This window comes from Candidatus Poriferisocius sp. (genome assembly GCF_965219815.1).
Taxonomy (GTDB): Bacteria; Actinomycetota; Acidimicrobiia; order Acidimicrobiales; family Bin134; genus Poriferisocius.
Map to the genome: position 1 here is coordinate 996,450 of NZ_OZ244791.1, position 24,371 is coordinate 1,020,820.

The window sequence follows — 24,371 nt, forward strand, 5'->3', positions numbered from 1 at the left end:
GCTAGTCCCAGAGGCGGCGGGCTCGCTGGGCGAGGTCGGCGTGGGCAGCGGCGAGGTCGCAGCCCAGCAAATGGCCGTCTTGGACTACGGGGTTGCCGCCGACGTAGAGGTGGCGCACTCGGCGGTCGGGGCCGAGCACCAGGCCGGCCAGCGGGTCGACCACGTCGGCGATGTCGTTGCCGGGCCACACTGCGAGGTCGGCGGCCATGCCCGGTTCGATCTGGCCCAGGCGGTCGGCTACCCCGAGGCAACTCGCACCGCCCGCGGTGCCTAAGCGGATTGCGTCGGCGGGCATGAAGGCGCTGGGGTCCATGGCCCGCAGGCGGGCGGCATACAGCGACTGGCGCAGTTCGGGGAACAGGCCGCCCACCTCGTTGGAAGCCACCCCGTCTACGCCGAGGCCCACCGGCACTCCGGCGGCTTCCAGGTCGGTCACCCGGCAGGTGCCGGCGGCCAAACGGGCGTTGGACGAGGGGCAGTGGGCCACGCCCACCCCGGCTGTGCCAAGACGGGTGATCTCGTCGTCGTTGATCCAGATGCCGTGGGCCAGCCACACGTCGTCGCCCACCCAGCCCCAGTCATCAAGCTGCTCCACCGGCCGGCGGCCGAACCGCTCCAGGCAGTGCTCCTGCTCGTCGATGGTCTCGCACAGGTGGGTGTGCAGGCGAAGGCCGTGCTGGCGGGCCAAAGCCGCCGACGCCTCCATCAGCTCAGAGCTGACCGAAAACGGGCTGCACGGTGCCACCACCACATGCACCATGTCGCCGTCGTGATAGCGGCCGATCACTCGTTCGGTGGAGGCCATGATCGAGTCCAGGTCTTCCACCACATGATCGGGGGGCAGACCGCCCTGCGATTCGCCCAAGTCCATCGACCCCCGGCTCAGGTGCAGGCGGATGCCCACCGCAGCAGCGGCTTCGACGATGGCGTCGAACACTGCATCGTCGCCGTGGGGCACCAGGTAGTGGTGGTCGGAGGCGGAGGTGCAGCCCGTGGCGGCCAACTCGCCCAACCCGACCAGCGCCGCGGCAGCCACATCGTCCACCGAGAGCCGCCCCCACACCGGGTAGAGCTCCACCAGCCAGCCGAACAGGTCGCAGCCCACCGCCCGGCCCCGGGTCATCCACTGGTAGAGGTGGTGGTGGGTGTTGGCCAGCCCGGCAGTGATGATGTCGCCGTCCACGTTGACCACGGCATCACCGGGCTGGGGCTCGACAACGCCCGTCTCAACGATGACGCCTTCGGCAATCGCGATATCGCCTGGCCAGCGGGCCCCCCGAAGCACCGTGCGAGAGGTCATCGCTGGGCCCCGGTGAAAAGCACTGCCGGTTTAGCGACGGCCGGAAGATTGTCGCAGAGCAGACCAGCCAAGCCAGCCGAACCCGTCGGACTGACATTGATGCCTGTGGCGGACTGGCCCGCCACGCAGGCCTCGGTGACCACAGGCTCGGGAACCACCACGGGGTGGCCGCCGGTGGTAGCCATGGCCTCGGTGACCGCGGCCCAGTCATAGGTCTCATCATCAAGAATCCCAGCGGCTGCTGAAGCGGGGGTCGGCGTCCACGGCCACATGACCGCTGAGCGCTGCCGCCGAGCCTCATCCAGCCCACCTAGTTCGGCAGTTCGCTCCCACGCCCGAGCCAGCGGGGCACACCCCTCGGTCTGCACCGCTATCAGGGCAGCAGACGATCCACCGACGGCCAGTCCCTGGGCCACCGACGTCGCCAGTGCACCTCCGCCCACCTGCACATAAACCCGATCGATGTCAGGGGCCTGCTCGGCCAGCTCATAGCCCAGTGTGCGTCCCCCATCGATGGTGTACCCGTTGTCCGGCCCCTGACAGCCAAAAGGAACAGCGCCTGCGCTGACCCCCTCCCGAAAGCGGAGATAGGAGGGGTCGCCCTCCTCGCCGTCAATCCGGGGGCAAGACTCAATCTTCGCCCCCAGTTCTTGCAGCCGGGCCACCACTGCGGCCTCAGCGTCAACGGGCACATAAACGGTGATCGGCCACCGCTCCGCAGCAGCCACCACCGCAGCGGCCACAGCAGCATTGCCGCAAGAGGCAATGGCCAGCGGAGGCCGCTCGCCACCACCACCGGCCCGACGCTCCCGCACCAACAAGTGCAGCATCAGCCCAAACGTGTGCCGAGCCTTATGCGACCCCGACACATTGTCGGTCTCGTCCTTCACGGTGATGATTCGCTCGCCGATCAGGGACTCTGAACAGGGGGTGACCACGAAGCCGTGGCCATCGACGCCTGCAACGGCATCGTCAAGCTGGCCCACCCGATCCACAAACCAAGCGTCATCGCCCGCTTCAACCCAAGACCGCAGCATCCGCCGATAACGCACAAACGGCAGCTGGCTGCTCTCGTCCACTGACCACTCCGGCATAGGAAGCGCCAGCACATGATCCTGATCGTCACTACCCCTCTTCGCACAAGCCCACGCATCGCCCGCCGCTACCGCCCCACACGAGCAAGTCAGGCCTTGGATCATTACTGGGCGACTCGAGCGTTGAAGTCAGCGATCAGCTCGTCCCACACCGGCACCAGATCCCGAAGCGCCACCCAGAACGACTGATCGCGGCGCGCATCGAAGTGGGCCAAATCCACTCCCTGCTGCTCTACCCAAGTGAAGTAACCCAGGTTGAACACCCGGTCCCGGTCTCGGTCGCTGAGCTGAAGCAAGTGGTCGGTGTCCACCCCGTTGAGCCACCGGCCAGCCACCGTGTCAGCCTCATCGGCCCCGAATTCGCCCCCGAAAGCAGTGTCAACGGTCTTCGCCCGCTCGGAGCCATAAAGAGCAGCCCCATCGGTAGCGATGGTCACGATCACGTCGTCGGGTCCGCAGCCCAATGCGGCGGCCATCTTGGCCGAGGCCAGCATGTTGCAGATGGACGACAACCCCAGATCATCCAGATGGCCGATCACGTCGTCGCCCACCCCTCGCTGGGCCAGCAGCGACCGCCCCTCCGGCGAGGCGAACAGCACGCCCAGTTCGTCGGTGGCCTGATCCGACACCGCCACCACCACGTCGGTGTTGGTCACGTTATGGATCAGCGGGACGTGCTTGTCGCCGATGCCCTGGATGTTGTGCTCGCCGTAGCCGTTGTACAGAAGCGTGGGGCACTCCAGCGCCTCCACCACCGCGGTGGCCGACCCGTGGCGCTCCTTGAGCGGGTCGCCTGCTCCCAGCGTCCCGGCCGAGCCCGAGGCGGCCACGAACCCGGCCAGCCGAGCCGAGGAGTGGCCCTCGGTGTAGTGCTCGAACACCCGCTCTATGGCGGCAGCGGTGGCGGTCACGTGGCCCAGGTGGTTGCCGTACTCGCAGAACTGGTTGAGGATCACGTTGGCCTCGTCTTGGGCCAGAGCGGCGCAGGCGTCGTAAATCTCCTTCACGTTGCTCTCCGAGCCGGGGGTGCGGATCACGTCGGAGGGGTCCGACGTCCAGCGGTCGAGCCATTCGAACCGCTCAGCCGACATGCCCTCGGGCAGCACGGCCACCCCCCGGCAGCCCATGATCTTGGAGATGGCGATGCCGCCCCGGGCGTAGTTGCCGGTGGACGGCCACACCGCCCGGTTCTCGGTGGGGTCGAACTGCCCGGTCACCAGGCGAGGAGCCAGGCAGGAATAGGCGGCCAGCACCTTGTGGGCCCCGATCATGGGGAACCGGTTGCCCAGCAGCAAGATGATGGGCGACTCCACCCCCGACAGGGCCGGGGGAATCACCACGTACTCGGGCACCTCGGCCCGGCCTGCCCGAGAGGCGTCGTTGAACCAGTTCACCCGCCACAAATTGGCGGCGTCGGCGGCGTCGGGATCGACCCCCGCCAGGGCAGAGCCAGCCGCGGGAGGGTCGGCCAGTTCGGCGAAGGTGGGCAGCTTGATGCCCACTTGGCGGCATCGGTCCACCGCCCGGTCGCGAGCAGTGGTGTTGATCACCTCGGTCTCGAGGCCGAAGCCTTCGGGGATGCTGGCAAGAGTTGTCACGGCAGTACCTGTCGAATCGAAGTTGTAATGAAGCGGTAACCGAGTCTGTGGCACCCGCGTCAGCGTCACAGGCTACTCTCTTGGGGCTGGCTCGCTGAGCCGATTCAAGGAGGGAAATATGGCTAAGAAGTTCTTGCTGAAGCTGCTGGTGGTTGTGGCGACGATCACGTTGGTTGCCGTTGGGTGCGGCAACGACGACGATGATGCTGCACCTGAGCCAGCGCCGGCCCCGGCGACCGAGGCACCGGCCCCGGAACCGGCGGCAACTGAGGCGCCCGAGCCCGAGCCGATGGCCACAGAGGCGCCGATGGTCGACGAGGTCGTCGCCGCGTTCATCTTCGTGGGCCCGGTGGGCGACGCAGGCTGGACGTGGGCCCACGACCAGGGGCGCCGTTTTGCCGAGGAGCAGACGGGCGCAACCACGTTGTTCGTGGAGAACGTCCCCGAGGTTGCCGAGGACTTCCGCGCCGTTGTGGTGGACTTCATCGAGAACGAGGGGGCCGACGTGATATTCGGCACCTCCTTCGGCTACATGGACCCGATGGAGGAGCTGGCCGGCGAGTACCCGGATGTGGTGTTCGAGCACGCCAGCGGGTTCAAAATGAACGACACCAACTTCGGCAACTTCTTCGGCCGGATGTACCAGCCCCGCTATCTGTCGGGGATGGCCGCCGGCGCCATGACCGAGACCAACCAGATCGGCTACGTGGCCGCCTTCCCGATTCCCGAGGTGCTGCGGGGCATCAACGCCTTCACCCTGGGAGCGCAGCGGACCAATCCCGATGTGGAAGTCCACGTCAACTGGACCTTCACGTGGTTCGACCCGGCCGTGGAGGGCGATACCGCCTCGGCGTTGCTGGAAGCCGGCGCCGATGTGATCGCCATGCACCAAGACTCCACCGCCCCCGGCATCGCCGCTCAAGAGGCCGGGGCCCGCTGGGTGTCGTACAACTCCGACATGAGCGCCTTCGCCCCCGATGCCTACATCACCGCGCCGGTGTGGAACTGGGGCCCGTACTACGCCCGGATCATCGAAGCGGTGGGCGCGGGCACCTACTCGCCGGGGTCCTATTGGGGCGGCATGGACGACGAGATTGTGACCCTGGCTCCTCCGGCAGCCGATGTGCCAGCCGAGGTTATTGACGAAGTCGTCGAAGTGTGGGACCAAATCGTCGCAGGCACGTGGGACGTGTTCACCGGACCCATCACCGATCAGGACGGCAACGTGGTCGTGGCCGAAGGCGAGACGATGGACGACGGCGCCATGCTGGGCATGGGGTTCTTCGTCGAGGGTGTCGTCGGCAGCGCCGATCCGTCCTGACCTCAGCCGGGAGTATCCCGTAACCAGAAATGGCATCTACTGATGCCGACTATGCGGTCTGGCTCCGGGGAATTGAGAAGCAATTCCCCGGAGTGATCGCTTGTGCCGGGGCCGACCTGCGGGTCCGCCCCGGCACCATTCACGCGCTGCTGGGGGAGAACGGCGCGGGCAAGACCACCATGGTCAGCGTTCTGTCGGGCGTCTACCGGCCCGACGGCGGCGAGGTGTGGGTGAACGGCCAGCGGCGCTTCTTCCAGTCGCCGGCCGATGCCATAGCCGCGGGGGTGGGCATGGTGTATCAGGAGTTCCGCCTCGTTCCCACCCTCACCGTGGCCGAGAACATCGTGCTGGGGGCCGCACCGGGGCTGCTGCGGAGTGCGGAGATCGAGGAGCGGGTGGCTGAGCTGTCGGCGGCCTATGGAATGGCTGCCGACCCCACCCGTCCCGTGTGGCAGCTCTCGATGGGCGAGCGGCAGCGGGTTGAGATCCTCAAGGCCCTGTGGCGGAACGCCTCGGTGCTGGTCATGGACGAGCCCACCGCGGTGCTGACGCCGGGGGAGGCGGCAGAGCTGGGACTCACCCTGAAGGCCATGGCCGAGGACGGCCGCTCGATCATCTACATCAGCCACAAGCTCGACCAGGTGGTGGCCTTCTGCGACGAGGCCACCGTGCTGCGCCAGGGCAAGACCGTGGCCACCGTGGACAACTTGGACGATGTGGACCTCTCCTCCTTGGCCGAGATGATGGTGGGTTCGTCCGGGGGCGGTTATATTCGGCGCCCGCCGGCGCTGGAAGCCGGTCCCGAAGTCCTCGCTCTTCAAGGCATCAGCGCCCTCAATGACCGAGGGTTGCCGGCGCTGGCCGACATCAACATGGCTGTTCACTCCGGTGAGATAGTGGGCATCGTCGGAGTGTCGGGCAATGGCCAGAAGGAGCTGGCCGAGGTAGTAACCGGATTGCGCCGGCCTTCTCAGGGCCGGGTTACGTTCAAGGAGCAGGACGTCACCGAAGCGTCACCTGCGGATCGCTACCGCCTAGGACTGGCCTATGTGCCCGAAGACCGCATCGGCGTGGGGTTGGCGCCCAAGATGTCGGTGGTGGACAACGCAGTGGTGCGGTCGTACCGATCTCAGCGCCGGGGACTCATGTTGGTGATGGCCAAGTGCGTCCGATTCTGCCAAGACTTGGTGGAGCGCTTCGGAGTGCGGGCGGGCCGGCTGCACGACCCGGTGGCCGGGCTTTCGGGCGGCAACCTCCAGCGGCTGCTGCTGGGCCGGGAGTTGGCCGAGCAGCCTGCGGTGCTGGTGGCGGCCCAGCCCACCCGCGGCTTGGACGTGCAGGGCGTTGCCGCCATACAGGGCCATTTGGCGGACCAGCGGGCCGACGGTGTGGGAATTCTGTTGATCTCGGAGGACTTGGACGAATTGCTGGCGCTTTCCGATCGCCTCTTGGTGATGTTCGAAGGCCAGGTGGTGGCCGAGTATGGCCCGGATGTGACCCCGCGAACCGTGATCGGCGAGGCCATGGCCGGGCAGGTACGGGCATGATCCGACCGGTGCTGGACCGAGGGGACCGGGCATGATCCGACCAGTATTGGCCCGGAGGGAGCGAGTGGTGCCCGCCACCCAAGCAGCGGGCTTTGTTGTCGGCATTGTGGTGGCGTTGATACTGGGCGCCATCTTGCTGTGGGTTTCCGACCACAGCCCGGCCGAGGTCTACGAGCGGATGTTCGACTCCGCTTTCAAGGGGACTGATTCGCTGTCGCGCACTCTGGAGCGGGCCACACCGCTGGCGCTCACCGGCCTGTCGGTGGCGGTGGCCGGGTCTATGGGTCTGTGGAACATCGGGGCCGAAGGGCAGATGATGGCCGGCGCCATCGTCGCCACCGGCGTGGCCATGATGGCCGACGGGCTCTCCGGCCCGCTGCTCATTGCCCTGATGATGGTGTCGGGGGTTGTCGGCGGCATGGCGCTGATGATCGGCCCTGCGCTGGCTCGGTCCCATCTCCGGGTGAGCGAGATCATCACCACCCTGATGCTGGTGTACGTGGCCATCCGAGTAGTGGAGTGGTTGGAGACAGGCCCGTGGAAGGATCCCGAGTCCTTCGGCTTCGCGGTGATCGAGCCGGTACCCGAGCAGGCCGCGCTGCCCGGGCTTTTCGGCCGGGCCAACATCGGAATGCTGATTGCCTTGGGCTTGCTCCTCGTGTTCTGGCTGGCGGTGTCTCGAACCGCATGGGGCTATGAGCTGCGCTTGGCGGGCTCATCGCCCGATACCGCCCGCTATGCCGGCGTCTCGTTGCGCCGCAAGGTGCTGACCGCGCTGCTGCTGTCGGGTGGCATAGCCGGTTTGGCCGGGGCGGTGCAGCTCACCGGGTCGGCCGTCCGCCTGGAATCGGGATTGTCCAACGGATACGGCTTTGCCGGGATAATCGTGGCCGCCCTGGCCCTCATGCGCCCCTCGGGGGTGGCGGTGGTGGCCTTCGTCTTCGGGGCGGTGCAGGTGGGTGGCCAGAGCATCCAGACGCTGGGAGTCAGCTCGGCCATCGCCGACATCTTGCAGGCCATGATCCTGTTCGGCGCCCTGGTGGCCGTGGTGTTCTTCAACTACCGGATTCAATGGTCCGGACCGGGGGGAGAGTCGTCGATTGCCGAGTCCGGTGAACCTGATCTTGCCGGGGAAGTGGCCTGATGTCGGAAGCAGCCCTCATCGGATTGTTCGTGGCCACCGTGCAGTTCAGCACCCTGGTGTTTCTGGCTGCCCTTGGGGAGCTCATCGCGGAGCGGGCCGGTGTGCTCAACCTCGGAGTCGAGGGAATGATGACCATGGGCGCGGTCAGCGGCTTCATGGTGGGGCTGGAAACGGGGAGTCCGTGGGCCGCGTTCTTCGCCGCCGCCGCGGTGGGTTCGCTGGTGGGCGGCTTCCACGCCCTGGTGAGCGTGGTGTTGGGCGCTGATCAGGTGGTGTCCGGCTTGGCCCTCACCATCGGCGGTTTGGGACTGGCCGCCTATGTGGGGCGCAACGTGGTGGGGGAGCGGCCCGAGACCCAGTTCACTGATCTGGGGATCGCCGGGTTGGCCGACATTCCCTGGATCGGGGAGATCTTCTTCGACCAGCCGCCGGTGGTGTACCTCACTGTGCTGCTCGGGCTGGGGGTGTGGTTCGTACTGGCCCGCACCCGGCTGGGGCTGGCCATCAGGGCAGTGGGGGAATCGGCGCCCACCACTGACACCGCGGGCCATTCGGTGATGGCGCTGCGCTCGGCGGCGGTCATGGTTGGCGGGGCGTTCGCCGGGGCGGCCGGCTCATTTCTCTCGCTGTACATGGCCCCGGGCTGGACTGAGGGCATGGTGGCCGGTCGGGGGTGGATCGCGGTGGCCCTGGTGATCTTCGGCGCGTGGCGGCCCGGTCGGCTGGCGCTGGGCGCGCTGCTGTTCGGCTTCACGCTGGCCCTGCAACCCCGGTTGCAGACCTTCGACATCGAGATCTTGGGACTGGACGTAAGCAGCATTTCGCCGGCGCTGCTCGGCATCCTCCCCTTCGTGCTCACGGTGGCGGTGCTGGTGATCATCAGCTGGCGCTATCGCCACCGGCCTTCACCGGCTCCAGCCGCTCTGGGCCTGCCCTATCGCCGAGAAGAGCGCTGAGTCAATCGCCCTGAGCGGGGAGTAGGGTTCCCCGATGGCTGTGAACACAACGCCGAGCACGGCGCGCTCGTTCTGGCCTTACTTCGTTGTCACCGGCTCATTGTCCATGGGCTATGGCTCGCTGTTCACCCTGCTGGCCGAATTCCGAGACAAGCTGGGCTTCAGCGAGACCGAGTTGGGATTCATCATCGCGGTGGGCTTTTTGGCCGGATTCATCGCCCAGGTTGGATTGGCCCGATTCGCCGATCGGGGATATGTCGGCATACTGGTCCACGGCGGGGTGCTCATAGCCATCTTGTCCATGCTCAGCATGGCGATGACCGACGAGGTCTGGCAGTTCACCGCCGCCCGGTTCTTCCTGGGCGCGGGAACCGGTGCCACTGGTCCCGCGATTCGCCGAATTCTCATCACCAGAGAGCCTGCCAACATGGGCAAGAACCTGGGCACGATGGGGGCCTTCGACATAAGCGGCTTCGTGCTCGGACCGGTCGTGGCCGGGCTTCTGGCCGAGTTCGTCAACTTGCGGGCGCCCTTCATATTCATGGCTGGTCTCTACGCGTTGATCTACTTCTGGATTTTCCGGCTGGATCTGTCGGCAGGGCAGGTGGCTGCAACCAAAGTGCCGGTACGGCATCTTTTCCGTATCCGATCCCTCAATTCCGGGATGCTGGCTGGGGCTGCCTTCTTCACCACTATCGGAGTGTTCGAGACCTCGTGGGCGGTGCTGCTCGACGACCTCGGGGCCAGCACGCTGGTTATCGCTCTTTCTATTGCCCTGTTCGCCATACCGATGATTCCGCTGGCCCCTCTCGGGGGCAAGATCGCCCAACAGCGGGGGCCCATGCGGTTGATGCCTTTTTCGATCATGGGGGCGGTGGCCTGCATGATGGTTTACGGCTACGTGGACTTTCTGTGGGTGCTCATCGGGGTGTCGGCCGCCCACGCGATCTTCGATGCCTTCACCCTGCCGGCCGGGCAACTGGCGGTGGCGGTGTCGGCTCCTCCTGAGCAGGCGGCTGCCGCTCAAGGGCTCTACGGGGCATTGGGCCTGGTCATCGCGGGGATAGCAGCGCTGGTCACCGGGTGGGTCTACGAGAACTGGGGTGCCGAAGCCTTGTATACCGGCTCCTCGATCGTCATGGTGGTGGCTCTGGTCGGCGCCATCGCACTGGGAGAGGAGCTCATGGGTCCTGATGGCCGTTCGGCCAAGGAGCCCGCCCCCGCCAGTTCCTAGCAACTCAGTAGTGGCGCGGGTCGATCAAATCTATGCCGCAGGCTTCGAAGTCGCTGAGGTTGAGGGTGGCGAGCGGCATATCGTGCGCTAGGGCAGTAGCGGCGATAAAGCTGTCCTTTATGGGCATCGGTCGTCCTGAAGTGCGGAGCTGGGCGAGCAGGTCGGCCCAGCGGAGCCCGGTTTCGCCATCCCAGTCCATGCAGTGGATCAGTTGGACGACTTCATTGAACCACCGCTCAAGCTTGAGACGTCGCTTTCCTTGTGGAAGCAGCAGGATCCCGTATCGGACTTCCCCCAAGATCACGGGGTCTACGGCCAGTTCCCGCTCATTGCGGGCCAGCCATTCGATTACAGCGGTATCCGGGTCTGGCCTGGTGGGCTCGCACAGCACATTGGCGTCGACAAGTACCGTCATGCGGGGTCAAGCGAGTTGGTCGTCTCAGATTCAATGGGGGAAAACCAGCCTTGGGCTGGACAGGCCAGCAACTTGTCCACCAAACCCTGGTTTTTGGGCGGGTCATCGGCTGACAGTCGATACTCGCCCCGTTCAATTCTCTCTACCCTGAAGGATTGGCCCGGACGTATGTCGTCTTGCCGGCGCAATTCGGCGGGCAGAACGATTTGGCCCTTCGACGATATAACCGTTTGCATAGCAGGTAAGATATAGTCTTACTAGCGGCTTGGCAAGACCTTGGGCACCGCGGTACTCACTGCACTCTCAAACCGACTCTGCGGGGCCGAGCTGCACCGGCAGGCCCGATTGCCAGACCATGCCGGTGAGGGGATCGACGTCTACTTCGGCGGTGGTGAGCGTGCAGACGTTGGGGTCGGCCCAGCCGTGGGGGATCGACACCGCCCCGGGGGCGATCTCGTCGCTGGTGCGGGCCGTGCCCACCAGCTCGCCGTGAGCGCTGCGCACCTGCACTGGCTGGCCGTCGGCGATGCCGTGGTCGGGGTGGATCAGCACCTCGGGGCCTACATCGCCCAAGTCACGGAGCTGACCGTTCATGGTTCGCATCTGGCGGCGGGGTAGCAGTACCACCGGCGCAGGGCGGTCGAGGTCGGCAAGCTGTGCCACCAGCGGCTCGGGGGCCAGCCGCCAGCGGCCTTCGGGCAGCACTCGGTTGAGAACCCAGCCGTGAACCGGGCTGGCTTCGCCCACCAACCCTCGTCGGGCGGCCAGCACGGTGGCGGCATCGCTGCGGCCCCGCTCGGCGATCAGTTCTAGGAGGTCTTCGTCGGAAGCGGTGCCGGGGTCGACTCCCCGAGGCAGCACTCCCACGCCCAGTCGGCGGCCCAGGTCGGCGAAGACCTGCCACATGAGCCGGCGGTCGGCGCCGGGAGGGACCACCGCCGGGGTGTAGTGGGTGGCGATGGCCGGCTGGTAGGCATCCAGCATCCAGGGCAGGTCGGCTCGCTCCAATTGGCCGGCCACAGGCAGCAGGTGGGTGGCCAGGGCGGTGGTGTCGGTTTCCACCACGTCGGCCACAGCCAGCACGTCGAGAGATTCGAATGCCGCCTGGGTCCGGTCTCGATCGGGGAAGGCGATCAGCGGGTTGCCGCCCACCACCACCAGCGCCCGCACGTTGCCGGCCTCGATCTCGTCTACCAAGGCAGCACACGGGTACTCGCCGAAGCGGCGGGGGAGCTCGGGACGGCTGGCCGGTCCGGGTTCGGGCTGGCCCTCGGAGGGCTGCCAATCACGGGTGTCGAGCTGCATTAGATAGCCGGGGTTGAACCACATCCCTCCCGGCTGGTCGTAAGAGCCGGTGACCACGGCCAGCGCCCACAGCAGCCACTCGGTGACGTTGGCGTGGCGGCCCATGGACACCCCGGTGCCCGACAGCACTGATAACCGGCCCGCGGTTCGCACTGCGTGGAGGAGGTCGAGCAGTTTGGCGGGGTCTAGCCCAGTGCCGGTTGCCGCCCGGTCCAGAGTGAAGGGGGCCACCGCGGCGGTGAGGTCGTCGACTCCGACCGAGTGCTCGTTCAAGTAATCCCAGTCGGCCCCATCGTCGAGCAGCTCACGCACCAGCCAGCCCAGGATCAGGTAGTCGGTGCTGGGCCGGGGGGCCAGATGGCGGTCGGCGAGGCGGGCGGTCTCGGTGCGGCGGGGGTCGATCACCCACACCGGGCCCCGTTCTTGCTGGGCCCGAAGCCGTGTAATGGGGTCGGCCAAGCCGTTGCCGTGGCCGTGGGACACCACCGGGTTCGTCCCCACCAACAGGAGCATCCGGGCTGACTCCTGATCCCACATGGGGGTGATTCCCGACCAACCGCCCATGAGTTCGGCCACCAGCGGGCGCATGGGAGTGTCGATGGTGGTGGCGGTGTACTTCTGGCGGGAGCCGATGGCACCCAGGAACCGCTCTGCCGCCCGGCGTCCGTTGGCGTCATAGGCAGAGCCGCTGGCCAGGTACATGGCCACCGCGTCGGGGCCGCTTTCTTCGATGATGGCGGCCAGGCGGCGGCCCAGGTCGTCGAGACAGCGGTCCCAACCCAAGGCCTGATTGCCGATCTGGGGTCGGTCCAGCCGGTGCGGATGGTGGTGCCATTCGGGGAGTGCCCGACCCTTTGGACAGGTGTAGCCATTGGAGATGGGGTGGGAGTCGTCGCCTCTCACCTTTAATACCTGGTCGCCCTCGACGGTGACCGTGATGCCGCACATGGCGGTGCAGATGCGGCAGAAGGAGTGAACCTCCTGAGCCTTAGACAATGCCCCGGGCGCGGTCGATGCTCCATTGGCTCGCAGAAGGAGCGTTGGAGCTTGTCTTGTCGGCAACCTCGGCCATGATGCCCTCTCGCTGGGCCATGCCCACCATGCTCTCCAGCCTTCCGGTGTAGGAGGTGGGCTGTTGGAGCATCCACACGATGCCCTCGGCGGAAACCGAGGTGTCGGCCCAGGTGGAGTGGTCGGCGTCGGGAGCGTTCATCACAAACCCCTCGCTGGCCACCGCGGTGTCGATGCGGAAGCAGTTCACGGCAATACCGTCTTGGGCCAGGATGGCCGCACTGCTCACGGTTAGGTGCTCCAGTGCGGTCTTGGACATGCCGTAGGCCATCAGCGATGGGAAATAGGCGAGGCCGGCCGCCGATGAGACGTTGACGATCCGCCCGTTGCGTTCGGCCAAATATGGTCGGCACAGCCGGGTGGCCAGCAGCGGCGCGGTGGTGTTGATGGCCATGGTCAGCTCATAGCGCTTTAGATCAATATCGACGTCGCCCACGAAGGTGACCGCGGCGTTGTTCACCAGGGCGTCGATACGGCCGAAATGGCTCACCACGGTTTCCACCATGGCCTCGATCTGGTCGGGACGGGACAGGTCGCAGGGAACGGCCAAGCCGTCGCCGCCGGCTTCTTCAACGGCGCGGGCGGTCTCATCCACCGTTCCGGGCAGTTTGAACCGGGCCGAATCGGTGGCTCGGGCCACGCAGGCCACCCCCGCGCCCAGCTCGCCGAGGCGGACGGCCAGTCCTCGGCCCACGCCGCGGCTGGCCCCGGTGACTATGACGACTTGCCCGGCGAACGATTGCTCTTGGCTCACCATGGCCTCACATCATCGTTCAGGCCCAAGAAGGGCACTCGCCCCGAGCAGATCACGATCTGGTGCCCGGCCAGCGGCTGGCCGTTCACCGTGCCCACCGCCGGAGCCTCGCGGTGGCCAGGGACGCGGACCTCGCCGGAGGGGAGCACCACGTTTTCGGGGTGGGACAGGTCGTAGGTGTCAGTCTCGGAGTAGTACTCCCCCCGATAGACCCCGAGGCCTCCGCCGTCCTCCCAGCCCCAGTCGTAGCCGGTGCCGATCATGGCCCAGTCGCGGTGGATCTGGTTGGTCTCGATCTCGTAGACCTCCCCGGCGGAGTCGGTGAACTGCGACCGAACCTGGCGCCAGCGGCGGGTGTCGTCCCAGAAGTCAACCTCGAACTCGGCGGCCACCACCTCGGTCTCGGAGCCGTCGGACTGTCCGATCACCCCGTCCAAATAGTGCTGGCGGCCGTCGCCGGTGCTGTGGACTTGCACGTGGCCCCCGAAGTCGGCGCACGAGAACGGCAGCCAGTAGAACACCGAGCCGTGCTGGGCCCGCACGTCGATGCCGTCCTCGCCGGTGACCGGCTCAGGCCCGGCGGTTTGGGGCCGCACCCCCCAAGAGTGGTCCCGGCCGCCCCACCAGCTCTCCACGGAGTAGTCGGTGCCGTCGAGGGTGACGGCCCCGTCCATTCGGCCCACCTGGGTATAGCGCCGGTAGTCCTGGGTGACCCGGCCCCGAACCCGGCTGAAGTGGTGGTCTTCCTCTTTGGGGGGCAGGAAGCCAGCCCACGTCAGGTCCATCTCGATGGGGTGATCGTTGCCCGAGGCGGTCAGGCGGACTTTCTTGAACGGTTCGATGATCTCGATGTCGAGCGGTCCCACCCCCACCCGATCGATGTCGGGGCGCAGCGCCCGGCTGAAGCGGAAGTTCCGCTGGTTGCTGCCCCCGTCGTCGCGGGGCACCTGGCAGGCCACGAAGCCGTCGAACACGTTCATGTTCATGTACAGCCCCACCCCGATGATCATGGTCAGCGACCCGGCCGGGTCGTAGCACGAGAACCAATAGCGGTCGAAGAACCGGGGATCGCTGGTCCCCACGTGATCGAACGTGGTGGGTATCTGATGGCGCAGCGTCTCGTCGAGTCTGGTCAAAGGCACGGCGACATCCTATGGCTGGGAGTTCGGGAAGGCTCAGGCCACAGTGCCGCTGGAGCGCAACTCGGTGATCTGATCGGGAGTGCGGCCCATCTCAGCCAGCACCTCGTCGGTGTGCTCCCCCAACTCGGGCGCCAGGCTGCGAGGCGCCCATGGGGTGCCGTGGAAGTCGACCGGGGTGGCGAGCATGGTTGTGCCGGTGGCCCCGTCGGGCACCTCCACCAGCGCGCCCGACGGGCCGGTCTGGGGGTCGGCCAACAGGTCGTCGAGGGTGTTCACCGGGGCCCAGAACATGTCGGGCTCGGTGGCGAAGATCTCGGCCCACTCATCCAACGGGCGGGTGGCGAAGGCCTCGTCGAGGGCGGCGATCAGCTCCACGGCGTTGATCGCCCGGTCGCGGGGGGTGGCGAACCGCTCGTCTTCGATCCACTCGGGATGGCCCACGGCTCGGGCCAGCGGGGGCCAGTGGCGGTCGCCCTCCAGGCCCACCACCCAGAACCGCCGCCCGTCGCCCGCGGTGTAGTTGTTGATGGCCGGGTTGCCCATGGCCTCCCGGGTGCCCACTGCCATGTTGAGGCCCCACATCAACAGCACGTTGATGTCGAATCCGATGGTGTACATGCCCTCCCGGAACAGCGACGACGACACCATCTGGCCTTCGCCGGTGCGCTCTCGGTGGTACAGCGCCGCGCTGATGGCCGCCGCTCCGGCCAGTCCCACGTTGTGGTCGCCCATCCCGCCTCGCTGGAAGGGGAGCGCGCCCCCCGGCGGAGTGAGCTGGGCGGCGATGCCCGAGCGGGCCCAGAAGGCGGCGATGTCGTAGGCCGGGCGGTCGGCATCGGGCCCTTCGAGCCCGTAGCCGGTGATGGCGCAGTAGATCAGCCCCGGGTTGCGGGCGGCCAGCGACTGGTAGTCGAGCCCCAGCCGCTGGAGCGCGCTCAGCCGCAAGTTGGTGAGGAACACATCGGCTTCATCGATGATCTGCGCGGCGATGGCCTGGCCTTCGGCTTGGGCCAGATCAACCACCACCGACCGCTTGGAGCGGTTGTCCAGTTCGAACACCGGGTTGGTGGGCATGTCTCCGCCCAGCATCTGTTGGAAGGTCCTCGCCGGATCGCCGGCGGGGGGTTCGATCTTGATCACGTCGGCCCCCCAGTCGCTCAAAATGCCGCCCGCCGCAGGGCCGGCTACCCACACCCCGAGCTCGACCACCTTCACTCCATCCATTGGACCTGTCATGCGTTGAGCATAGAAAGCCGGCGATGCGGCTCTTACACTCCAACGCCATCAAGGTTCTGTTTGTCTGCACGGGGAACATCTGCCGCTCGCCGATGGCCGAGGTGCTGTTTGCCCATCTGGCCCCCGACGCAGAGGTGGGCTCGGCCGGGACAATGGACTGGAGCGGGCAGCCCGCCCATGAATACGCCATAGCCGCCATGGCCGAGCGGGGGCTGGACTTGTCGGCCCACCGCAGTCGCCGGCTCTCGGAGTATCTGGTGGACGAGTCAGATCTGATTGTGGTCATGACTCGCAACCACGGCTGGTCGGTGGCGGCCCGCAGCGAGGCCAAGGCGGCGGCCACTTTCCTGCCCGCCGAGCTGAGCCGTCTTGCAAACCAGGTGGGCAACCGCAACGGGGCCGACTCCCAAGCGTGGGTCGCCCAACTGCGCACCCAGCGCGAAGCCCAAACCAGCGCCCGGTTCATCGGCCGGGCCTCCGACGAGATTCCCGACCCCATCGGGGAGCCTTTGCCCTACTTTCGGGTGATTGCCGATCGTTTGGAACGGGAACTGGCCCCCGCCGCCGCTCGATTGCAGTCATAGCTGCGGCGACACTTTGCGCGCACTCTCAATAACTCCCTAAGGTCTGACAACTTGCAGTCGGCTGAGGCCCGGCTGTCCATAGCCAAACCCGAGGGGGTCATGCTCATGAAATCGCGTTGGTTGAGGCTTCTTGCCGTCCTGTTGGCGCTGACGGTGTTTGCCGTCTCCTGCGGCAACGATGACGACGACGGTCCAGGGGTAACCGCAGGAACGCCGGCACCCGCAGCCGAGGAGCCGGACGACGGGGCACCCGCTGAGGAAGCTCCCGAAGAGGAAGCTCCCGAAGAGGAAGCTCCCGAAGAGCAGGCCCCGGCCGAAGAGCCCGAAGACGAGCCGGTGGTGACCATCGAGGAATCCGAAGAGGTTGAAGTAGAAGAAACTGGGGGAGTGCCCACCGGCAACACCGGGTACATTCCTGGCGAAATCCTCACCACCGAATGCTCAGACGGGCGGCCGAAAGGCGGCAACCTCACTATCGGCATGTTCGGTGAGATCACCGGATGGGACCCCACTTTGATCCAGGGCGGGGCCTCGCTGGGCGGCACGCAGATGATCGCCATATACGGTGCGCTGTTCTATGAGGACTTCGCCACTGGCCAGCTGATTCCCGGCCTGGCCGAGAGCATCTCCACTGAAGACAATGAGGTGTTCACTTTGAAGCTGCGCGAGGGCGTCAACTTCACCGACGGCACCCCGTTGAATGTCGACGCGCTGATCTGGAACATCGAGCACCACCAGAATCCCGACATCGGGTCGCAGTCGCGGGCTCAGGCCGATCTGATCGCCTCGTGGGAGAAGATCGACGACTACACCATCGAGCTCACTGCCACCAGCAAGAACGCGGTGTTCGCGCAGATCTTCGCCTCCCGTATGGCGTGGATGATGTCGCCCACCACGTATCAGGCTGGCCAGGATCCGGAAACCGGCCTCAATTCCGACGTCAACATCAATCCGCAGGGAGTGGGCGCAGGCCCGTTCATGCTTGAGTTGTGGGTCCAAGACGACCAGGCCGTTGTGGTGCGCAACCCGGATTACTTCCGCGAGGGCTGCCCCTATCTGGACAGCGTGACCTTCAAGCCCATCATCGAGCCGCCGCAGCGCTACAACGCATTCAATGCCGGTGATCTCGACATTGGCTACGACCGCCACCCCCAGAACCTCCAGGACGCAATCGCCAAGGGCGTCAACACCACCTCCCGGGTTGACAACCACGGCGGATACTGGATGCTCAACAACGTGAAAGAGCCGTTCAACATCCGGGAGTGCCGGGTGGCTGCGGCCCACGCCATCGACTACGAGACCATCAACGAGATCGTGTACGAGGGGCTCAACAACATGATCCGCAGTTTGATGAGGCCGGGCTCTCCGTGGACCGATCCCGAAGCAGTGCTGCCGGGCTTTGACCAGGACGCGTCGCGAGCGGCGCTCGAAGAGTGTGAAGCCCAACTGGGCGGTCCGCTGGAGTTCGAGTCCTACTGCACCACCTCCCCGGAGAACGTGCTCCTCACCGAGACTTTGATTGCCATGTGGAGCGAGGTTGGCATCTCCGCCACCGCCAACTGCGTGGAGGTCGGCGAGATGGTCGGCGCCGTGTTCGGCGGCGAATCAGTGGCCAACCCGTGGGCCATCCCCGTGGGCGACCCCGACTACATGTACGACGTGTACTTCGGCGATTCCACCGAGGACGGCGTGTGCGGTCCCAACGTCTCATCCCGCAACTGGGCCAAGGCGTGCTACCCAGAATTTGACGCCTCGCTCAAGCAAGGACGGGAAGGCGTCACCTTCGAGGAGCGCTACGAGGGCTACAGCCGCTTCCAGCGCGAGTTCGCCTATCAGGTCCCGGTCATCGTGACCAGCAAGGGCGAGGTTGGCTACTACTGGACTGACGAGGTTTCGGGCATATTCCAGACCGACGCTGGCATCATCCTCTTGGAATTCACCGCCAAGGGCTAGCCAAGACACTCATCTTAGAACGAGGGGGTGGGCACGGTTCCGTGCCCACCCCCTGTTCTATGGGGCATCATCTATGGGGCTGTGCTGAAGCGCAGGGGGAGGTTAAGAGAAATTGAAGACCATCGGGCGCACCATCATCCGGATCATTCCGGTGCTGATCCTGGTGAGCTTCTTTTCCTCCTTTTATGTGGAGCTGCTGCCCGGTGATCCCACCATTCGCCTGCTGGGACAAGAGCGGGCCCAGGAGCCCGCCGCCCGGGAGTTGGTCAACCGGGAGCTTCGCCTCGACGAAAACGTCATCGTTCGCTACGGCAAGTGGCTGGGGGATGCGCTCACCGGTGATCTGGGCGAGTCGGTAAGAACCCATGGCCTGAAAGTCTCCGACACCATTCGACAGCGGCTGCCCATCACCCTGGAATTGACGGTGGTAGCCCAAGCTCTGGCGCTGATTCTGGCCATTCCGTTGGGGGTGTATGCCGCCTATCGGGCGGGACGAAGAGTGGATCGGGCGTTGAACGCGGCATCGTTTGCCGCTATCTCCTTGCCTCAGTTCCTGGTCGGCATCCTGTTGATCTTCATCTTGTTCAACCAACTCGACATTTTGCCGCCCCAGGGGTGGACCCGGCTCACCGAGTGGGACTGGTGGGACCATTCCCGCCGCTTGATCATGCCGGTGGTCGCGTTGTCTCTGACTGAGATTGCCGTGTTCCAGCGGTTGTTGCGGGCCGACATGATGGCCACCCTGCAAAACGACTTCGTGCTGACGGCCCGAGCCAAGGGCATGTCGCCCTCCCATGTGTTGTTCCGCCACGCCCTGCGGCCGTCTTCGTTCTCACTCATCACTTTGGCGGGGGTGAGCACCGGACGGCTTATCGGCGGCACCGTCATCATCGAGGTGCTGTTCCAGCTCCCGGGGATGGGGCTCAAGATGGTGGACTCCATTACCGGCAATGACTTGGTAGTGCTACAAGGCCTGGTGCTGGTGGTGGCGGTGGCCTACATCATGTTGAACATGCTGGTGGAGATCACGTACGCCCTGCTTGATCCGAGGATTAGACGTGGCTGACATCACTGGCGTCGTTGCCGAGCCTGAGGCCCAGCTTGTAGACGATCCCGAGAGAGGTCGCCGCGCTCGCCTCGGTCGGGAAGGAAGCGCCCGATTGGTCATCGGGCTGGCCTTGCTGCTGATACAGCTCTTGGTTACCTACGACGGCGCGGCCTGGCTTCAGGTGATCCTCGCCCTCGGAGGGATATACGGCATCCTCACCGGGGTAGGGCAGCTGATTCGGGCCATGTTTGGGTCCCGGGTCGACGCGACCGTATGGATATCGATGGTTTGGCTGTTCATCCTGGTGCTGTTTGTGTTCTTGCAAGTGGCCGGGATGTTCGACAGCTTGGAGGCCAACTTCCAAGACCGAGAACGGCCCCCGTCGTTCACCACCGACGAGCCGCTGGGAACCGATCGGCTGGGCAAGAGCGTTATGAACCAGAGCATCCGGGGGGCGCGAATCTCCCTGATCGTGGGCTTGGGCGCAGTGGGCATTGGCCTGGCAGCGGGATCGGTCATCGGTATGGCTGCGGGCTTCTTTCGGGGGGCAACCGAGGGAACCTTCAACATCATTACCGACGCCGTTTTGGCCTTCCCCGCCCTAATCTTGCTGTTTTCCATCGTGGCCATCTTTGGGGGCAGCGTGCTCGTGATCACGCTCGCGCTATCGGTGTTGAGCATCCCCACCATGGGACGACTGTCGCGCGCCAACACACTGACGTTCGCGGCTCGGGAATTCGTCACGGCAGCCAAGGCCATGGGAGCGTCCAACAGCCGCATTCTGTTCCGGGAGATCATGCCCAACGTGGCCCTGCCCTTGGCCTCCTACGCCTTTATCGTCGTGGCGGTGGTGATCGTGGCTGAGACCTCATTGGCCTTTTTGGGGGTGGGCATCGATCCCATCAGCACGCCCACGTGGGGCAACATGATCCAGGAGGGCCGCGATCCGAATCTGCTGGAAAAGGCTCCCCACATCGTGTTCGTTCCCGGTGTGATGATGTTCCTCACCGTGCTGTCGCTGAACCGCATCGGAGAATCCCTCCGAGCCCTCTGGGACCCCCGCGAGGCCAAGCTCTAATCCCACTCCGCATTCCGCGTTAGCTTTTGGTAGTGCGAATCCGCGGAGCCTTCAGGGCGGGCCGGCTATGAGCGACGCCATTCGATACGAGGCCAACGAGCACTGCCCTTCGGGGGTTGCTGCCGCCGCTGGTCTTCAGGGCGTGGTGCTGGCGTTGGCGCCGATCGTGTCGATTGTGGTGGTCACCGCCCGGGCGGGGGGCCAAGACGCCGGATATTTCTCGTGGTCGCTGTTCGCGGCCATGATCATTGCCGGGGTGCTGACTACTTTGCAGGCCAGCCGGTTCCGGCGCTTCGGCACGGGGCACATATTGATCATGGGCCCCACCCCTAACTTCATCGCCATCTCGGTGTTGGCCCTGGCCGAAGGCGGCCCGGAGCTATTGGCCAGTCTCACCGTGGTGGCCTCGCTATTCTACCTGGTGCTGGCCTTCTGGCTGCCGTTCACGCGCCGGGTAATCACCCCGGTGGTCACCGGCACAGTCCTCCTGCTGATCGCCGGCACCGTCTTGCCGGTGGCGCTCGACCGGGTGGAAGAGGTGCCTGCCGATGCGCCTGAGGCCGCGGGACCGACCATTGCCTTCGTAACGCTGGCGGTATTCATCCTCTTGCACATGCGGGCATCGGGGGCATGGCGACTGTGGTCACCGCTCATTGGGATCGTCTCCGGGAGCGTGGTGGCCGTGCTGTTCGGCGCCTACGAGGTCAGCTCGGTGGGCGACGCGGCCTGGGTGGGCATCCCCGACTCTGGCGGGTTCCCCGGATTCGACCTCACCCCTAGGGCGGGTTTCTGGTCGCTTCTGCCCGCGTTCGTGGTGGTAACACTGGCGGGCGGGGTCAAGAACATGAGCGACAGCGTGGCCATACAGCAGGCCTCCTCGCGTCGCCCTCAAGTTCCCGACTTCCGGCTGGTCCAGGGCTCGCTCAACACCAATGGGCTGGGTATCTTGTCGGCTGGCATCTTCGGCGTTCTGCCCACCTCCGTCTACTCGGGCACCAGCGTGTCGCTCATCAGCTTTACCGGGGTGGCGGCTCGTCGCATCGGCTATTTGATCGGCGGCACCCTGCTTGCCCTGGCCTTTCTGCCCAAGATGACCGCGTTCTTGCTCACCCTCCCCAGCCCAGTTGTCGCCGCCTACTTGCTGGTAACAATCGCGCTGCTCTTCGTGAGCGGCATCCGCACGGTGGTGCAGGACGGGCTCGACGGGCAGAAGGCGCTGGTGGTGGGTGTTGCGTTCGCGCTGGGCATGGGACTCGACAACCAGACCATTTTCACCGACCTCCTGGGCCACAAATGGGGTCTGCTGCTCGACAACGGAATGCTGGTAGGTGCAATCGCCGCACTGGCGATGGTCGTGTTCTTGGATCTAACCAGCCCGAAGCGGCGCAGCCGCTTGGAAGTCGAGCTCAGCGTCTCGTCGCTTCCCGAGATCGATCGGTTCTTGCAAGAACTGGCGGCCAGGAACGGATGGGACGAGGCTTCTGCCCAGCGGCTGCGCTCCGCCGGGGAGGAGGCCTTGCTGAGCCTGGTGCAACCCGATGAGGCCGGCGAAGAGCTGCTGACCAGCCTGATGCCGCCCGAGGCGGATGCCGAGAAGGCCGCCCGGCTGATCATCCAGGCCCGTCCCGAGGCCGCAATGGTGGAGATGGAGTTTCTCGCCGTGTTCGACGAGGAGAACCTCGAAGACCGGTTGGCATACTTGTCCGAAGAGGCTGAGGGCTTGCAGGAGGGGGATGTGTCGCTTCGCCTGCTTCGCCACTACTCCTCGTCGGTCCATCATCAGAAATACCACGGGCTGGATATCGTGACCGTGCAGGTCCGAGGCTCGAGGTAGCGCAATCAGAATCATGAACGAGGCCATCCGCTACGAGCCCAACGATCCCTGCCCCCCTTTGGTGGCTATCGCCGTGGGCGCCCAGGGTGTGATGGCCAACATGCTGGGAATCGTGCTGATCGTGGCCATCACCGCACGAGCGGGAGGCCAGGGCGACTCCTATCTGTCATGGGCAGTGTTCGCCGCGTTGATCATCTCCGGGACGCTCACCGCCTTGCAGGCCACTCGGATCGGAAGATTCGGCGCCGGCCATGTGCTGCTCATGGGGGTCACCACCAACTTCGTGGCCATCTCAGTACTGGCGCTGAACGAGGGGGGACCGAGCCTGCTGGCCAGCCTCGTGGTGGTGTCCTCGCTGTTCTATCTCCTGTTGTCGTTCTGGCTGCCCCTGCTGCGCCGGATCATCACCCCGGTGGTCTCCGGCACCGTGCTCATGCTCATCGCCGCCACCGTCTTGCCCATTGCCCTCGACCGCGTGCCGGAGGTGCCCGAGGGCACCTCGGATGCCGCCGGCCCGGTCATCGCGCTGGTCACGCTGATCGCAACGGTGGTTCTGGCGTTGAAGGTCACCGGGGCCTGGCGGCTCTGGTCGCCCATCATCGGCATGGGAGCGGGCTGTGTAGCCGCAGCGTTCTTTGGGGCGTTCGACTTCGAGCGCGTCATCGAAGACCCCTGGTTCGGCGTTCCCAACAGCGGCGCCCCGGGATTCGACCTGACTCCCGGCGCCGGATTCTGGGCGCTGTTACCGGTGTTCGTGGTGGTCACGCTGGTGGGCGGCATCAAGAACATCAGCGACAGCGTCGCCATCCAGCAGGCGTCTTGGCGGCGGCCGCGGGTGACCGACTTCCGGCTGGTCCAGGGCTCGCTCAACACCAACGGACTGGGCATCTTCTTCTCCGGTCTGGCCGGGACCCCCCCCACCACCGTCTATTCGTCCAAGAGTGTGCAGCTGACCACCCTGACCGGGGTGGCCGCCCGCAGCGTGGGGTTCGCCGCCGGGGCGCTGTTCGCCCTGCTGGCATTCTTCCCCAAGCTGACTGCCGTATTGACAGTGATCCCGAGCCCGGTGATGGGGGCCTACGTCCTGTCGGCGATCGGGCTCCTGTTCGTGGGAGGCATCCAAACGGTGATGCGCGACGGACTCGACGCCCAGAAGGCGATGGTGGTGGGGGTGGCGTTTTCGCTGGGGGTCGGGCTGGAGAACCAGACCATATTCGCCGACTTGCTGGGCACTACATGGGGGGCGCTGTTGGACAACGGCGTGATGGTGGGGGCGGTTGTCTCCGTTGCGCTCACCGTGTTCTTGGACTTGACCAGCCCGCACCGCCCTCGCCGGCTGGCCGTTGAGCTCGACCTCTCCTCGCTGGGGGAGATCGACGAATTCCTTGAGGAAGTGGCCGATCAGATCAGTTGGAACGAGGCTTCCAGCCTGCGGCTGCGCTCGGCAGGCGAGGAAACGCTGATGAGCCTTTTACGGTCGGAAGATCACGGAAGCCGCGGTGAAACCGCTCGTTTGATTATCCAGGCCCGTCCTGATGCCGGTTCGGTGGAGATGGAGTTTCTGGCCGTGTTCGACGAAGAGAACCTCGAAGACCGGCTGGCGTATTTGAGCGAGGAATCCGAGGGGATTGAGGAAGGCGAGATATCGCTTCGCCTGTTGCGGCATTACGCCTCAACGGTCCACCATCAGAAATACCACGGCCTGGATGTGGTGACGGTTCAGGTCAAAGGCACGGGTTAGCCTCGGCGTAGGAGAG

The 24,371-nt window shown here is 65.6% G+C and carries 20 protein-coding genes; 11 read left to right on the forward strand and 9 right to left on the reverse strand.

Annotation, left to right across the window (positions count from 1 at the left end; translation table 11 throughout):
• Nucleotide 1: 1 nt before the first annotated feature.
• From ACOQPI_RS04845 to ACOQPI_RS04855, 3 genes are all read right to left on the reverse strand, one after another.
• A complete protein-coding gene (locus ACOQPI_RS04845) occupies nucleotides 2–1,300 on the reverse strand; it encodes an 8-oxoguanine deaminase (RefSeq protein ID WP_420618567.1) in 1,299 nt (432 codons plus the stop codon).
• On the reverse strand, nucleotides 1,297–2,409 hold the full coding sequence (locus ACOQPI_RS04850) for a PLP-dependent lyase/thiolase (RefSeq protein WP_420618568.1): 1,113 nt from the start codon (nucleotides 2,407–2,409) through the stop codon (nucleotides 1,297–1,299). The genes ACOQPI_RS04845 and ACOQPI_RS04850 overlap by 4 nt, the downstream gene beginning before the upstream one ends.
• Before the next feature lie 89 nt (nucleotides 2,410–2,498).
• A complete protein-coding gene (locus ACOQPI_RS04855; RefSeq protein ID WP_420618569.1) occupies nucleotides 2,499–3,992 on the reverse strand; it encodes a pyridoxal-phosphate dependent enzyme in 1,494 nt (497 codons plus the stop codon).
• Nucleotides 3,993–4,110: 118 nt separating this feature from the next.
• Between ACOQPI_RS04855 and ACOQPI_RS04860 the strand changes: the two genes are divergently transcribed.
• Genes ACOQPI_RS04860 through ACOQPI_RS04880 form a run of 5 tightly spaced genes read left to right on the forward strand, consistent with a single transcriptional unit; the run spans nucleotide 4,111 to nucleotide 10,194 of the window.
• Nucleotides 4,111–5,313 carry a BMP family ABC transporter substrate-binding protein gene (locus ACOQPI_RS04860; protein WP_420618570.1) on the forward strand — a complete coding sequence of 401 codons (1,203 nt, stop codon included), beginning with the start codon at nucleotides 4,111–4,113 and terminating at the stop codon, nucleotides 5,311–5,313.
• Between the two features lie 29 nt (nucleotides 5,314–5,342).
• On the forward strand, nucleotides 5,343–6,860 hold the full coding sequence (locus ACOQPI_RS04865) for an ABC transporter ATP-binding protein (protein WP_420618571.1): 1,518 nt from the start codon (nucleotides 5,343–5,345) through the stop codon (nucleotides 6,858–6,860).
• A gap of 31 nt (nucleotides 6,861–6,891) precedes the next feature.
• Nucleotides 6,892–8,004, forward strand: coding sequence for an ABC transporter permease (locus ACOQPI_RS04870; protein ID WP_420618572.1), 1,113 nt, complete (start codon nucleotides 6,892–6,894; stop codon nucleotides 8,002–8,004).
• The gene (locus ACOQPI_RS04875) at nucleotides 8,004–8,960 is read left to right on the forward strand and encodes an ABC transporter permease (RefSeq protein WP_420618573.1); all 957 of its coding nucleotides are present in this window, start codon (nucleotides 8,004–8,006) and stop codon (nucleotides 8,958–8,960) included. The genes ACOQPI_RS04870 and ACOQPI_RS04875 overlap by 1 nt, the downstream gene beginning before the upstream one ends.
• Nucleotides 8,961–8,994: 34 nt before the next feature.
• Nucleotides 8,995–10,194: an MFS transporter gene (locus ACOQPI_RS04880; protein ID WP_420618574.1), complete on the forward strand. Its 1,200-nt coding sequence runs from the start codon at nucleotides 8,995–8,997 to the stop codon at nucleotides 10,192–10,194.
• Between the two features lie 4 nt (nucleotides 10,195–10,198).
• On the opposite strand, the gene ACOQPI_RS04885 is transcribed toward ACOQPI_RS04880, so the two are convergent.
• The 6 genes from ACOQPI_RS04885 to ACOQPI_RS04910 form a co-directional block, all read right to left on the reverse strand.
• On the reverse strand, nucleotides 10,199–10,609 hold the full coding sequence (locus ACOQPI_RS04885; protein ID WP_420618575.1) for a PIN domain-containing protein: 411 nt from the start codon (nucleotides 10,607–10,609) through the stop codon (nucleotides 10,199–10,201).
• The gene (locus tag ACOQPI_RS04890) at nucleotides 10,606–10,845 is read right to left on the reverse strand and encodes an AbrB/MazE/SpoVT family DNA-binding domain-containing protein (RefSeq protein ID WP_420618576.1); all 240 of its coding nucleotides are present in this window, start codon (nucleotides 10,843–10,845) and stop codon (nucleotides 10,606–10,608) included. Before ACOQPI_RS04890 ends, ACOQPI_RS04885 begins: the two co-directional genes overlap by 4 nt.
• 67 nt (nucleotides 10,846–10,912) lie before the next feature.
• Nucleotides 10,913–12,910 carry a molybdopterin-containing oxidoreductase family protein gene (locus tag ACOQPI_RS04895; protein ID WP_420618577.1) on the reverse strand — a complete coding sequence of 666 codons (1,998 nt, stop codon included), beginning with the start codon at nucleotides 12,908–12,910 and terminating at the stop codon, nucleotides 10,913–10,915.
• The gene (locus ACOQPI_RS04900; protein WP_420618578.1) at nucleotides 12,903–13,742 is read right to left on the reverse strand and encodes an SDR family NAD(P)-dependent oxidoreductase; all 840 of its coding nucleotides are present in this window, start codon (nucleotides 13,740–13,742) and stop codon (nucleotides 12,903–12,905) included. The genes ACOQPI_RS04895 and ACOQPI_RS04900 overlap by 8 nt, the downstream gene beginning before the upstream one ends.
• Nucleotides 13,736–14,881 (reverse strand): hypothetical protein, encoded by a 1,146-nt coding sequence (locus tag ACOQPI_RS04905; RefSeq protein WP_420618579.1) that lies wholly within the window; start codon nucleotides 14,879–14,881, stop codon nucleotides 13,736–13,738. The genes ACOQPI_RS04900 and ACOQPI_RS04905 overlap by 7 nt, the downstream gene beginning before the upstream one ends.
• Nucleotides 14,882–14,914: 33 nt before the next feature.
• Complete coding sequence (locus ACOQPI_RS04910) at nucleotides 14,915–16,117, reverse strand: CaiB/BaiF CoA transferase family protein (protein WP_420618580.1); 1,203 nt, start codon at nucleotides 16,115–16,117, stop codon at nucleotides 14,915–14,917.
• 23 nt (nucleotides 16,118–16,140) lie between these two features.
• Here ACOQPI_RS04910 and ACOQPI_RS04915 point away from each other — a divergent pair, with 23 nt between their 5' ends.
• From ACOQPI_RS04915 to ACOQPI_RS04940, 6 genes are all read left to right on the forward strand, one after another.
• A complete protein-coding gene (locus tag ACOQPI_RS04915; RefSeq protein WP_420618581.1) occupies nucleotides 16,141–16,701 on the forward strand; it encodes a hypothetical protein in 561 nt (186 codons plus the stop codon).
• 105 nt (nucleotides 16,702–16,806) lie between these two features.
• Complete coding sequence (locus ACOQPI_RS04920; protein ID WP_420618582.1) at nucleotides 16,807–18,654, forward strand: ABC transporter substrate-binding protein; 1,848 nt, start codon at nucleotides 16,807–16,809, stop codon at nucleotides 18,652–18,654.
• A 112-nt stretch (nucleotides 18,655–18,766) separates the two neighbouring features.
• Complete coding sequence (locus tag ACOQPI_RS04925; RefSeq protein ID WP_420618583.1) at nucleotides 18,767–19,720, forward strand: ABC transporter permease; 954 nt, start codon at nucleotides 18,767–18,769, stop codon at nucleotides 19,718–19,720.
• Complete coding sequence (locus tag ACOQPI_RS04930) at nucleotides 19,713–20,780, forward strand: ABC transporter permease (RefSeq protein ID WP_420618584.1); 1,068 nt, start codon at nucleotides 19,713–19,715, stop codon at nucleotides 20,778–20,780. The genes ACOQPI_RS04925 and ACOQPI_RS04930 overlap by 8 nt, the downstream gene beginning before the upstream one ends.
• Before the next feature lie 67 nt (nucleotides 20,781–20,847).
• Nucleotides 20,848–22,614 (forward strand): uracil-xanthine permease family protein, encoded by a 1,767-nt coding sequence (locus ACOQPI_RS04935; RefSeq protein ID WP_420618585.1) that lies wholly within the window; start codon nucleotides 20,848–20,850, stop codon nucleotides 22,612–22,614.
• A gap of 13 nt (nucleotides 22,615–22,627) precedes the next feature.
• Nucleotides 22,628–24,355, forward strand: a complete 1,728-nt coding sequence (locus tag ACOQPI_RS04940; RefSeq protein WP_420618586.1) for a solute carrier family 23 protein — start codon at nucleotides 22,628–22,630, stop codon at nucleotides 24,353–24,355.
• Nucleotides 24,356–24,371 lie beyond the last annotated feature (16 nt).